The following is an 11,851-nucleotide window of genomic DNA, read 5'->3' as shown; positions in this document are numbered from 1 at the left end:
TTGGGGCTCGGTGTTGTTTTCACTAAATTGCAGGAGGCTGCTAACCTGGAGTTGTCTGATAGGCAGCCTCTGGGTTGGTGAGTTCTCGGCTGCCTCAGTCCCTAAAGCAAGTGAGACACCCTCGCTTTATCGTTGGGTAGATAAGCCCCAGGATGAAGCCTTGCGGGTAGAGCAGGCTGGTGAGCGCTTGCGGCAAGCCATTAAAAATCCTGAATACATGCTGGATAATTGGGTGGATTTACCGGCTTCACCCGAATCACGGCACAAAAAACCACAGCGTCTAGGTTTGCGTGAAGCGATTTTGCTTGCCTTGCGCTATAACCCGAATATCCAAAATGCGGAATTGGATCGCATTATCCAGCGCTATCAATTACGCCTCGCTCATAATGAATTCGAATTGCAGTATGCCCTGGCCGGCTCAGCGGTAGTGGAGCGAAGCCGGTATAGTGGTGTGGGTAGTAAAACAAACAACAGTTCCCTGGCAACCCCGGAAGTCAATTTGAAAACCAGGCTGGGTTCACAGCTGTCATTGAATATGGATAACAACGTTTCCAATTACAACAGTTTTACACCAGTCCTCAATTTTTCCTTTACGCAACCTTTATTACGCGGTTTTGGCAAGGCGGCCAATGAGGCCAATTTGCTGGATGCCATCGACAATGAATGGCTTAATAAATTGAATTTGCAACAAGCGGTTATCGATCAGATCACTCAGGTTATTATCGCGTATCGGGCATTAATCTTAAGCGGCAATACCTTACAAACCCAACGACTACAATTGAAAGAAGCCCGTAAGTCCTATGAGTTTAATGAGAAAAAAATAGAGGCTGGGCAACTGGAACCCACCGGTAATATTCAGCAGGCCTACCAAATTGAATCGTTGAGTTTGATGGTAGAGCAGGCAGAGAATGATTTTAAAACAGCAGCACAAGATTTGCTGCAAACCATAGGTCTTGATCCACAGATGCGGTTATCGGTGCCAAGCGACGTGACCGTGGATCGAATCGTTGTGCCTGATCTGAAGGAATCTATTGACTTGGCACTCAATCATAATACGCAATATTTAGCCCAGAAAATGGTCCTTCGTGCCGATGAGAGAGCTTATGAGGTGGCGAAAAACCAACAGCTTTGGCAGCTTGATGTGGGTGCTAATGTACAAAGTGGTGCGGTCACTGAGGTTGATGCGAATAATAGCGGCTTCCGTGGTATTTATAGCGGCCGCAACCTAACCGAGTCGGCACGGGTTACGCTGACGGTCCCTCTTAATGATGTTAACCGTCGCAGCCAACTCATTACGGCCAAGGTCAAATTGGAAAAAGATCGTCTTGCCCTTATCGCAACGAAGCGAGGGCTGGAAACAACGATTACGAACACGATTAATGCGATCCAAAGTCTGGCGAAACGATACCAATTGGCTGAAAAGCAGGTTAAATTGGCAGCCCAATCGTATGCGTTAGAAAAGAAAAAGCAGCAAGCGGGTATTGCCAGCGCGCTTGATGTTAATAATACTCAAAATCAACTTATTCAGGCACAAATTGGCTTAATCGTTGCCAAAGTTGCGTATCTTAACCAGTTGTCAGCCTTACAGCGTATACTGGGAACGACGCTTGATCATTGGCAAATTAAACTTAGGTATGGCGAATGAAAAACAGGTTCTATTTATTCCTTTTGGTTATGATGGCCAGCTTATTGATGGCGTGCAGCAATCCTAAAGAACAGAAAAAAAGTACTTTGCAGACCTATGTTGTTAAAACAGAGCCGGTGCAAAAAACCTTGTATTTTAACGGGACTATGCAGCCTATACAGGAAAGTACCTTGACCAGTCCGATGGATGCTATTGTAGAAACCATGCACTTTCACTATGGCCAATTAGTAAAAAAAGGTGCGGTCGTTGTGACCTTGAATTCCACTGATCTACAAAGACAATACAATGACACGCTTACCGAGTATTTAAAGGCTAAGGATAATTTCACCGTTGCCAAGGCAAAATTCATTGGTACCGAAGAGCTTTGGGATGCGGGATTGCTATCCAAAAACAACTATTTAAGTGAAAAATCCAGTTTGGATACGGCACGGGTAAGTCTGATGCAGTCCACGCGTAAGCTAAGTGAAATGTTAGAGAAAATGGATAACGGTGAAGCGGTAGCCAAAAATCTATCAGCGCTTAATATTGCTGATTTTGCTAAAGTAAAACAAGCCTTGGGTTCAAAACATAATTTGATTCATTTAAAGGCGCCAACGGATGGTGTCTTGCTTTACCCGCCCAAGGCCAGTGAAGATAAGTCAGCCCGATTAATGGTCGGTGCTGCCGTTAAATCCGGCCAGGTGTTAGCCTTGGTTGGCGACTTAACCGGAGTAAGTATCGAAATTGATGTGCCTGAAATTGATATTGATAAAATTCATACCGGTATGGCAGCGAACATCACCGGGGTTGCTCTGGGGAAACAGGTTTTAAAGGGAGAGTTAGTCGCGGTCAATGTACAAGCGTCAAATAATGGCGGCGCTTTACCCTCTTTCAGTGCCGTAGTGGAGGTTAAAAACCTGACCGAAGAACAGCGCCGTTGGGTCAAAGTGGGTATGAGTGCTTCTGTTGAATTACCTATTACAGGGAATGAGCAATTATTAGTACCAATTGTTGCGGTGAAACAAGAAAAAGGTAATTCAGTCGTTAACGTACTTGCCAGTAATGGCTCTTTATCCAGCCGTATTGTATCAACTGGCTCGGCTCAGGCGGATAAAGTCGTGATTGCTTCTGGTTTAAAAGCAGGGGATGTGGTGGCCTATGACTGAAAAGTCATTAATCACCTTGCGTGATATAACAAAGACCTATCAAATTGGCGACGCCTGCTCCCAGGTATTAAAAGATATTTCCCTGACGGTACAAGAGGGGGAGTTAGTCGCCATTGTGGGTGCCTCGGGTTCTGGAAAATCCACACTCATGAATATTATTGGTTTGTTGGATAAAGCGGACAGTGGTCATTACTTACTTCATGAACGAGACGTGGCTGGTTTAACAGCAAATGACTTAGCTGTTTTGCGTAATCAGAGTATTGGTTTTGTATTCCAGCAATTTAATTTGTTACCCCGTTTTAATGCAAGACAAAATGTCGCTTTGCCCTTAATTTATCGTCAGATGGCGACTGGCGAATTGAACGAACGTGTTATGAATGCCTTGACTCGTGTGGGCATGGGCAGTTTTGCTGAACATCGGCCGACCCAGTTATCGGGTGGGCAACAGCAGCGTGTTGCGATTGCACGCGCGCTAGTTGGGGAGCCTCGAGTCATTTTAGCCGATGAACCTACGGGGGCGCTTGATTCACGTACCGGCTCCGAGGTCATGAGTTTGTTTTTAGCGCTGCACCGTGAAGGACGGACTATTATCATGGTAACGCATGATGAACAAATAGCAGCCCAGTGTGCGAGACGGATCACCCTCGCTGATGGAAAAATTATTGCGGAATCCAGGCAATGACTTTATTCAGCCATTTTCAACAAGCGTTGGTTAATTTATCGTCATCAAAATTAAGATCGTTTCTTGCGGTCTTGGGTATCCTGGTTGGTACTGCGGCAGTCGTAGCCTTGATAAGTTGTGGCCAATTGGCAACAGAAAAAGCCCTGGAGCAATTTAAAGCACTGGGCACGGATTTATTGGCAATCTCTGTCTATCAGAAAACGCCGGACAAAACACATAGTAATGAGAGCCAGATCCCGATAGAACTTTGGCGGCAATTACCGGAGCGGATTCCTGCAATCTTGCAAATTGCGCCTTACAGTACGGCTTACCAGCCCTTAAGTTTCCAAGGGAAAATGCTGCAGGGAGCCGTGATTGGGGCGGATGAATCATTAGCTGCCATTATTCATATCAAACTGGCTCACGGCCATTTTGTCTCTTTTGTCGAATCGTTCGAGCATTTTTGTGTCATAGGTGATGGCCTGGCCCGTCAATTACAAGAGGTTAGTCTCGATAATCCGATTGGTAAACAATTACGCATAGGGCAAACACTGTATACCATCATCGGGGTGGCGAAACCCTGGAAAGAGAATGGTTTTTTTAACGAGGATATTAATCAGTCAGCGATTATCCCGATTGCGGGGATGCCCTTAGTGTCTAAAGACAGCAAAATAAATAATGCGGTTGTACTGTTGCAACCAGATAGCCCTATTGATGATGTAATCGCAAAAATTAAGCAAATTCTTACTGCCCAGGCACCCAAATTAAATATCTTCCCTCGCAGCGCCAAGCAAATTATTGCGAGTATGGAAAATCAAGGCCGGATTTTTACCTTATTATTAGCCGTCATTGGTGGTATTTCGTTACTGGTCGGTGGAATTGGGGTTATGAACGTGATGTTAGTGTCTGTGAGTGAGCGCAAAAAAGAAATTGGTATCCGCAAAGCGGTAGGTGCAAAGAACAGTGAAATTCAAGCCCTTTTTTTAATTGAGTCCGTCATGTTGTCTTTCCTGGGCGGTGTTCTGGGTGTTATCTTGGGATTAATTTTTACACGGGGTGTTGCCTATTTCAGTCAATGGCATTTTACGTTTTTCTTAATGCCGCCACTGGCAGGTTTTGCCGTATCAGTCGCCACGGGTATCTTTTTTGGTTTTTACCCGGCAAGGCGTGCAGCAAAACTTGAACCCATGGTTTCTTTGCGCAGCGAATAGGGTCTCTGGCATTTCTACTATCTTGGCCGAAAAGCGTTAATTTCCTGCGCTTCGCTAGGCGTAAATAACGTTTTCGGCTCAAGCTGGCGAACGGTCAGCAGAACCGGGGAAAAATCAGTGAAAGCCCTTAGGTCTTAAACCCCGGTACGGTTTCATAATGGTCATCATCAGAAAGGTAGTCATCTACAGCGACTTCGGCTCGTTGCTTCACCAGATTATTAATAAAATCCATCAGCGAGTGTTCGCTGTCACGTTCCCAATCACTCAGGACAAGGGCAAGCATTCCTTCTTGTAGTTGCTCCAATTCGGTGTTACCAAGAGCCGGGCCGAAATCTAAAAATTTCAATAAGGCTGTTGCCGCACTGATTTGTGGGTGAGCCGTTGAGCTCGAAGTTGCAACGCTATCGTTCTCCTCTTTTTGCTGATTATTGTTTTTATTGTCAGATGTGGACGCAAATAAAGACAGAGCATGGAAGGATTCTGATTGCTTTTCTTCTTCCGCTTCTTTTACCCGATGGTGTTCGAGGTAAACTTGAAGCCTGGTTTTCAACTCTCCCATCGGAGTTGGTTTGCTTGTTTTAGAGATTTTAAATTCAACATTATCTTCCTCTACCCAATAGCAGTGTAGAGTGTCCAGCAGGGTTGCGGTGGAGTAGTTTTTTTCAGTGTCATCATAAAAATGATACTCATCACAGGGAGGAAGTTGGCTGATAATGTCTCTAATCTGTGTATTCTTGCCACTCCATGCAAGCGAAAGAAGGTGCGCTTTATAGTCATCGGTTAGAGGTGTGGAAATGATTAGAGGGTATTTGCAGTTTTTTAAGTACACTTTCGTCAGTTGATGGTCTGTCAAGGATTCAAGTTCGCAACGTGTGATATCGTTTTCTGTTAAACCAAGCACGGGAAGCAGATAAGAGAGAACATACTCGGGATCTTTATGAAAGGTAGCAATGGCACAGATTTCCTGATCATTATGGACAACTGTTTTTTGCAAACCACTTTTGGTATTGGATTCCGGATGATAGAGAGCAGGGTTATGCATGGTATGTTCGATACTAATGGTTTTATCGAAATCAAAAATGCGCAGAATAGTGGACATAAAAGGAAATCCCCTTAAAATGGTTCGATTTAAAGATTAGCAGACAGAATGGTAATTTCTTAGCCTGCCTTAATGGAATAGCATTCATTTAGCGGTCAAAATAACCGCAGTGACTATTTTATCAGCAAAATTGCATTTAATAGCATAAAAAAACAGCAAATATAGTGAAGACTGTCTTGAGTATGGTCGTTCCTTGCCAATAAATGAGTCTAGCTATCGGTTGCCCAATACCGGTTGCGTGATGTTATGTTTGCTCACCCAAGTTTGGTGGCAGGGAATTAATCGTTGATTTGAGCCTCCTGGCAAGGCGTTAGGGGCATGTTGACAAATAGTCAACATGCCTTGGCAAAACTGTAGCTATCCTTGTCTAGACAGGCGCGGGAGCAGGGGGCGGATCTTTGGATAACTCACTGGGTACCCAGCCTACGATTAAGGTGCCTTGATATAAAAATTCGCAGAGAGTAACTGCTTTACAAACGTTAGAGGTCAATTCGTCGCAATCTCCTTCTTGAAAGAGTAGGGCAATCGCTAAGCCAGTATGCGCACCAGCCAGCAGAAGTTGAATGGCGTGGATTAGTTTTTCACTGACATGCGTATCATGGCGAAACAAGGCATAACCAGAGGTTAAAAATTGAGCAAATTTAGTCGGAATGACCGCTGTACTATTTAAAGACTCCAACCCTTGGCCAGCGATTTGAGTCACTGCATTCGTACGCTGTGCATTGCGGTGCCCAGCGGTGGAGGTATAGGGAGCGCGCATAGCGACCCAATTTCGGAGGTTGTCAAAAAAACCTGGCATATATTTTCCTTAATCTAATCAAAAGTTGGTCCATTTTTTATCAGCATAAGTCGTATTAGCTGAGGGAGAAATTGTAACAAAATTGTTAAGTATTGTAAAAATCATTAGACAGGAGAAGACGGATTGAAATGGTTAGCTTAACGATGGCATAATGGACTATTTTTAAACAGACTATTATGGCTTCTAATCCTGGCAAAAATAATTGGTTGGTATTAGCTCACGTTGTTATTATTTGTTTAAGTAATACCTTGGTTCAGTATCCTTTTGTACTCTGGGGACTCCGGACGACCTGGGGGGCATTTAGTTACCCTCTGATTTTTATTCTTACTGATTTAACAACGCGGTTATTAGGGCCAGAGAGTGCGAGAAAGACAATTTTTGCGGCCATGATACCGGGACTTCTATGTTCTTATTTGATTTCCAATTGGTATGCTCATGGTGTTTTGTTAGCCTACAATAATTTGGTTTTGCGTATCGCGTTCGCGAGTTTTTGCGCCTATGTGGCAGGGCAGCTCCTGGACATCACGATTTTTCAGCGCTTGCGCCAGCAGGCAAAATGGTGGGTGGCACCTGCAGTATCGACCATTTTCGGTAATCTGTTTGATACCTATAGTTTCTTCCTTGTTGCTTTTTATCAGAGTAACAATGCCTTTTTAAGTACCCATTGGCTTGAAATTGCTACGGTTGATTTGATTTTTAAATTGCTAATCAGTCTCATTTCGTTTGTGCCGCTGTATGGTTTGATTCTGACATTAATTTTACGTAACAAGCCGATGGCCAGGGTTAACGCGCCTGGTTAGTAAAAGGGTAAAAAATTAATGAAATTACCCTTGATTGGGGAGTTGGGACTTCTTTCGGCGAAACTTGCCGTGTGTACGTCAGCCAGGAGGATTCGCGCACCGCACAGTCACGAAACAATTCTCCAGCAGCAGCGATTTGGACAGAAATCTATTGATTAGTGGTGGGAATAGACGAGGGTGGAATCTCTCCATCCTCTTTTGGTTTTACAACAGAGGCCGGTGTGGTGGTTTCATGATGCCCGTGTTCATGGTTGAAAAATGAGGCTCCTCCACTAACGTGTAATTTGGATGGCTCATCATGGTTATCACTTCTAGAGACAGTAACAGTCGTTAGGGTTGAATCGACAGTGTGCGTTAAAACCTGAGTTAAGCCAGTACTGATTTCATGGTGAGGGTTCATGTCAAGACCGTTACCAGCCTCAACCTGTACTTTTTTCTCATGGGTTTCTTCCAAGGTTTTTAAACCCGTTTGCAAGTGGTCACGCATAGTGGATTCATTGTATTTAAGAATAGCAGTTTTAACGGCATAGACAGTCACAATGGCGGCCACTGCGGCGAGGGTTACAAAAATCCCACCCGGAACAAAACACCAGGCAGCCATAATACCGACTAAGACAACAGCGGCTACAAGATTAACGATTGCTGCGTTTCGGTGTTTTATATAATTCGATTCACGGCGCAAAAGTTCTTGTTCCGCTTGTAAATCATTTCCGACAATAGGAGGGCTGTTTTTGTATTCAAGATAATTTTGTGCCGCAGCGAACATTTCTTTAAACACATCTACAGCAGAAGCAGCGACGAATAAACTGGCTACAATCGGTGACATAACCGTTGCAGACGCTATCCAAATCGCGTAGGCAGCGATGTTGATTGCTGTATTAGTGAATAGGAACGCATTATCACGGATGCGGTTAAAGAGGGAGCGTTTCTTATCAAAATGATTTTGATACATTGCGTACAGGGCGGCAAACCCAGTATAAACTGCACCAAGAATGGGTATCCCGGTTGCTGACGCCAGGAATCCTTTTATGATGTCTATGGTGCCGGCCATCACGGGGCTCATATATAAATTGGCTACTATTGAAAATATCAAGGCCCCGCCTACAGCAAGCTCCATTTTCCCATAGGCAGTCTTTTCATCAATTAAAGCGAGAATATCTCCGGCCTGGAGACTATTTTTTTCTTTTTTTAATTCAGCGAAGAAATCATAAACGGTCAAACTTGATTTTAAATACCTGTCCCAGTGACTTTGCGGTATATTCAGGTTTGTTAGCAGTGCCTTTAGCTTTTTGATGATTTCCTTATATTCAGGGGAACTATCCTCTTCTGAGTCTGAAATGGTTATGGTATGAAAATCCGTATTTAACTTGATAAGCTTGGTATCGTAAAACGTCATACGGGCTTTTAAGTCTTTAAAAGTTGATCCACCCCTAATATAAGCATTAAATTCATCCAGTGTTTTGCTTAATGTTGCTATGGTCACTTTTTCAATAACTCAAAAATCATAGGATAGTTTTATTGTAGAGTAATAAACTTAAAAAAATATTAATTGCCAGAGGGACTGGAATTTTGCTTAAAGTCTTAAGAAGAGATAACGCAGAAGAGGGGTACTATTTTTTAATCGGTGAGATAGTTATTGTAAAGTTTAATATAATTACCATCTTTTTCTATTTTTAATAATTGTTGATTGATTGATTCAATTAAATCAGCCTTTTGTGGCAAAGCCATGATGGCAAAACCACCCCCTACAGTCATAGGGTCGCCCACATTGACCAGGACTCCATCACTGGTTTGTTGCCAATATTTCATTGAGATACTATCTGAAAATATGGCATCAGTATCCCCTTGATTTAGGCTGGCAATTAAAGCAACAGGTCCCTCATACAAAGCGATTTGGAATTCTAAACCATAATGATTGACTAGGAAATCCTCATAATCAGAGCCTCTTACTGCTCCTATTTTTTTCCCTTTTAAATCACTAATCGATTTCAAGCCGCTGTTCTTTAAAGCGATAAATTGCCCATGGCTTTCCATGTAAGGTAGGCTGAAAATATAAGTGGCTTTTCTGGCTTGGGAAATGGTGATTCCACCGATAGCCAGATCAAGTTTTCCTTCATTCAACGCGGTATATAAATTATCGAATTCCATGGAATGAAATTCGCAATCTTCATTTATTTTGTGGCAGAGAAGTTTCATCAAATCAATATCGAATCCTTCTTCCTGATTGAACACAAAAGGGGGTCTATAAACGGGATTCCCGACTTTAATTGTTGCGTAAACAACAGCAATTTGCATTAAATAGCTCAACGCAATAATTGATAGCATTTTCTTTATTTTCTTCATTTCCCTCTAGAACCTATCAATTTAGTCCGAATAGCTGTTTATCCTGTAAGCGATTGCTTCTTTTGCAGGCTCTTACCTGCTAAGTTTAGTACAATTTTGTATAAAGGAGGCTACACTAAAATTATCGAATTATTTTGCTTTAGGGATTATCGATAATTCATGTTTTCAATAAAACAATATAATGATCCACAGCAAGCAATCGAGCGCGTGGGCGAAATTTATGAAAACCAGACCGCCTTACTCCGCGAAGCATTCAAGCGTTTTGTTAACGGCGAAGACCTCAGTAAACGGGTAAGGGCTTATTACCCTTTTGTGCGTATTAAAACGACAGTACGTACGAATGTCGATGCGCGTCATTCCTTTGGTTTTGTCACAGGACCAGGTTGCTATCAAACTACCTTAACGCGGCCTTTGTTATATAAAGAATATTTACTTAACCAATTTAGAGCATTAGTTGCTCATCATGATGTGCCTTTGTCTGTTGGACTCAGTGAGGTAGCAATTCCAGTCCATTTTGCATTCCCTGAGGGATTGGATGTTGGGCGGGATTTAATCGAACCCGATCGGATAGACCAGTTACCCGATATATTTGACGTACCTGATCTGACCACCATTGATGATCGTATCGTTAACGGAACTTACGAAAAAGTTGATGGTATGGACCCTCTCGCCCTTTTTTCCGCCCTTCGCATTGATTATTCCCTCCATCGCTTGAAGCATTACACGGCGACTTCACCGGAATTTTTTCAGTCTTATATCTTGTTCACCAATTATGCGTTTTATGTTGATGAATTTATCCGGATTGGGCGAGAGTTAATGCAGGCAACACCTGATCCCGATCTGCGTGCCTATCGACAACAATACACGGCTTTTGTTGAGCCTGGTAATGTGATGACCTGGAATACTAATTTGCCTGACTCACTGATTGATCGCGTGCAAAATGGCGTTGCGCCACTACGCCAGCCACAAATGCCTGCCTATCATTTATTGCGGGCAGATGGTTCTGGTATTACCTTGATTAATATTGGTGTGGGGCCTTCCAATGCAAAAACAATTACTGATCATGTCGCTGTTCTGCGTCCGCATGTCTGGCTGATGCTAGGTCACTGTGCTGGTTTGTCGGCTGTACAACGAATTGGTGATTATGTTTTGGCGCATGCCTATGTTCGTGATGATCATGTTTTGGATGAGGAACTGCCTTTGTGGGTGCCGATTCCTTCTTTGGCTGAGGTACAACTGGCATTGCAGGATGCCGTTACCGATTGTACACAACTTAATGGTTATGAATTGAAGCGTATCATGCGTACTGGCACAGTTGCCTCAGTCAATGACCGCAATTGGGAGTTGCGCAATCATCGTATTCCTTTGTTGCATTTGAATCAGAGTCGGGCAATTGCCCTGGATATGGAAAGTGCGACAGTAGCAACCAATGGTTTTCGTTATCGCGTTCCCTATGGGACTTTGTTGTGTGTATCTGATAAGCCGTTGCATGGGGAAATCAAATTAATTGGTATAACCCGCCATTTTTACGAAAAAAGTGTCAATCAACATTTAAAAATCGGTATTAGAGCATTGGAGTTAATGCGTGAACGAGGCGGAGAGCAATTGCATAGTCGTAAGTTACGCAGTTTTTGGGACCCGGCCTTTCGCTAAATCCCAGAAAAATTGGATTCATTACTTTGCTTGAATCGTTGCACTATTTTTGCAATGATGGTAAGAAGTTACAGCGGGACTGTAATGAAATTGCACCAAGGTCTCATAATAGGGAGATTGTTATGACTAACTGCAGGTTAAGCCCAATGGCTTTAGGATTGGCTTTGGGGGTTTTGTGGGGCATATCTATTTTTCTGATGGGCATGATCGCCTATTATTCTAGTTATGGTCAGCCTTTTGTTGCTGCAATGGGTTCTTTGTATGTCGGTTATCAACCCTCGATTTTAGGCAGTGTGATTGGCGGCATTATCGGTTTTATCGATGCTTTCATTGGTGGTGTTATTCTAGCCTGGCTCTACAATTTATTTGCTCATTGCTGCTGTAAAAAAAGTGAAGTATGCGCTGTAGAAGAAACAACAGTAGTTAAAGCTGCACCTAAGCCAAGGGCTAAGAAAACTACATCCTAATCTTTAGTTGTTTTTTATGTTTTAACAA

Annotated in this window: 11 protein-coding genes; 7 read left to right on the top strand and 4 right to left on the bottom strand. The window is 43.1% G+C overall.

Annotation, left to right across the window (positions count from 1 at the left end):
* Window positions 1-58: 58 nt before the first annotated feature.
* The 4 genes from ACN4Z1_RS01190 to ACN4Z1_RS01175 are packed head-to-tail and all read left to right on the top strand — an operon-like array spanning window position 59 to window position 4,662.
* Complete coding sequence (locus ACN4Z1_RS01190; protein WP_370634576.1) at window positions 59-1,645, top strand: TolC family protein; 1,587 nt, start codon at window positions 59-61, stop codon at window positions 1,643-1,645.
* Window positions 1,646-1,674: 29 nt separating this feature from the next.
* A complete protein-coding gene (locus ACN4Z1_RS01185) occupies window positions 1,675-2,790 on the top strand; it encodes an efflux RND transporter periplasmic adaptor subunit (RefSeq protein ID WP_370634577.1) in 1,116 nt (371 codons plus the stop codon).
* Window positions 2,783-3,472: an ABC transporter ATP-binding protein gene (locus ACN4Z1_RS01180; protein WP_115220016.1), complete on the top strand. Its 690-nt coding sequence runs from the start codon at window positions 2,783-2,785 to the stop codon at window positions 3,470-3,472. The genes ACN4Z1_RS01185 and ACN4Z1_RS01180 overlap by 8 nt, the downstream gene beginning before the upstream one ends.
* Window positions 3,469-4,662, top strand: coding sequence for an ABC transporter permease (locus ACN4Z1_RS01175; protein ID WP_228363582.1), 1,194 nt, complete (start codon window positions 3,469-3,471; stop codon window positions 4,660-4,662). The genes ACN4Z1_RS01180 and ACN4Z1_RS01175 overlap by 4 nt, the downstream gene beginning before the upstream one ends.
* Window positions 4,663-4,789: 127 nt before the next feature.
* Here the strand turns inward: ACN4Z1_RS01175 and ACN4Z1_RS01170 are convergent, their stop codons facing one another.
* Both ACN4Z1_RS01170 and ACN4Z1_RS01165 read right to left on the bottom strand, forming a co-directional pair.
* A complete protein-coding gene (locus tag ACN4Z1_RS01170; RefSeq protein WP_228363583.1) occupies window positions 4,790-5,761 on the bottom strand; it encodes a hypothetical protein in 972 nt (323 codons plus the stop codon).
* A gap of 367 nt (window positions 5,762-6,128) precedes the next feature.
* Window positions 6,129-6,560, bottom strand: a complete 432-nt coding sequence (locus tag ACN4Z1_RS01165; protein WP_115174213.1) for a hypothetical protein — start codon at window positions 6,558-6,560, stop codon at window positions 6,129-6,131.
* 176 nt (window positions 6,561-6,736) lie between these two features.
* Here ACN4Z1_RS01165 and ACN4Z1_RS01160 point away from each other — a divergent pair, with 176 nt between their 5' ends.
* Window positions 6,737-7,360: a 7-cyano-7-deazaguanine/7-aminomethyl-7-deazaguanine transporter gene (locus tag ACN4Z1_RS01160; RefSeq protein WP_228363584.1), complete on the top strand. Its 624-nt coding sequence runs from the start codon at window positions 6,737-6,739 to the stop codon at window positions 7,358-7,360.
* A gap of 148 nt (window positions 7,361-7,508) precedes the next feature.
* On the opposite strand, the gene ACN4Z1_RS01155 is transcribed toward ACN4Z1_RS01160, so the two are convergent.
* Both ACN4Z1_RS01155 and ACN4Z1_RS01150 read right to left on the bottom strand, forming a co-directional pair.
* Window positions 7,509-8,843: a hypothetical protein gene (locus ACN4Z1_RS01155; protein WP_419386763.1), complete on the bottom strand. Its 1,335-nt coding sequence runs from the start codon at window positions 8,841-8,843 to the stop codon at window positions 7,509-7,511.
* Between the two features lie 134 nt (window positions 8,844-8,977).
* The gene (locus tag ACN4Z1_RS01150; protein ID WP_228363586.1) at window positions 8,978-9,703 is read right to left on the bottom strand and encodes a transporter substrate-binding domain-containing protein; all 726 of its coding nucleotides are present in this window, start codon (window positions 9,701-9,703) and stop codon (window positions 8,978-8,980) included.
* 159 nt (window positions 9,704-9,862) lie between these two features.
* On the opposite strand from ACN4Z1_RS01150, the gene ACN4Z1_RS01145 reads away from it, so the two are divergent.
* Both ACN4Z1_RS01145 and ACN4Z1_RS01140 read left to right on the top strand, forming a co-directional pair.
* A complete protein-coding gene (locus tag ACN4Z1_RS01145) occupies window positions 9,863-11,356 on the top strand; it encodes an AMP nucleosidase (protein ID WP_228363587.1) in 1,494 nt (497 codons plus the stop codon).
* A 122-nt stretch (window positions 11,357-11,478) separates the two neighbouring features.
* On the top strand, window positions 11,479-11,823 hold the full coding sequence (locus tag ACN4Z1_RS01140) for a bacteriophage holin (RefSeq protein WP_228363588.1): 345 nt from the start codon (window positions 11,479-11,481) through the stop codon (window positions 11,821-11,823).
* Window positions 11,824-11,851: the final 28 nt, after the last annotated feature.

Origin of the sequence: Legionella sp. ST3F1, from assembly GCF_048553315.1 — a bacterium.
GTDB classification, from domain to species: domain Bacteria; phylum Pseudomonadota; class Gammaproteobacteria; order Legionellales; family Legionellaceae; genus Tatlockia; species Tatlockia donaldsonii.
The sequence above is the reverse complement of the archived record's forward strand: the minus strand, read 5'-3'. Positions and strand labels throughout refer to the sequence as shown.

What these genes read in the sequence shown, in the direction of transcription:
- ACN4Z1_RS01185 (WP_370634577.1), top strand. Translation starts at nt 1,675, where the DNA reads ATGATGGCCAGCTTATTGATGGCGTGCAGCAATCCTAAAGAACAGAAA.
- ACN4Z1_RS01180 (WP_115220016.1), top strand. Translation starts at nt 2,783, where the DNA reads ATGACTGAAAAGTCATTAATCACCTTGCGTGATATAACAAAGACCTAT.
- ACN4Z1_RS01175 (WP_228363582.1), top strand. Translation starts at nt 3,469, where the DNA reads ATGACTTTATTCAGCCATTTTCAACAAGCGTTGGTTAATTTATCGTCA.
- ACN4Z1_RS01170 (WP_228363583.1), bottom strand. Translation starts at nt 5,761, where the DNA reads ATGTCCACTATTCTGCGCATTTTTGATTTCGATAAAACCATTAGTATC.
- ACN4Z1_RS01165 (WP_115174213.1), bottom strand. Translation starts at nt 6,560, where the DNA reads ATGCCAGGTTTTTTTGACAACCTCCGAAATTGGGTCGCTATGCGCGCT.
- ACN4Z1_RS01160 (WP_228363584.1), top strand. Translation starts at nt 6,737, where the DNA reads ATGGCTTCTAATCCTGGCAAAAATAATTGGTTGGTATTAGCTCACGTT.
- ACN4Z1_RS01150 (WP_228363586.1), bottom strand. Translation starts at nt 9,703, where the DNA reads ATGAAGAAAATAAAGAAAATGCTATCAATTATTGCGTTGAGCTATTTA.
- ACN4Z1_RS01145 (WP_228363587.1), top strand. Translation starts at nt 9,863, where the DNA reads ATGTTTTCAATAAAACAATATAATGATCCACAGCAAGCAATCGAGCGC.
- ACN4Z1_RS01140 (WP_228363588.1), top strand. Translation starts at nt 11,479, where the DNA reads ATGACTAACTGCAGGTTAAGCCCAATGGCTTTAGGATTGGCTTTGGGG.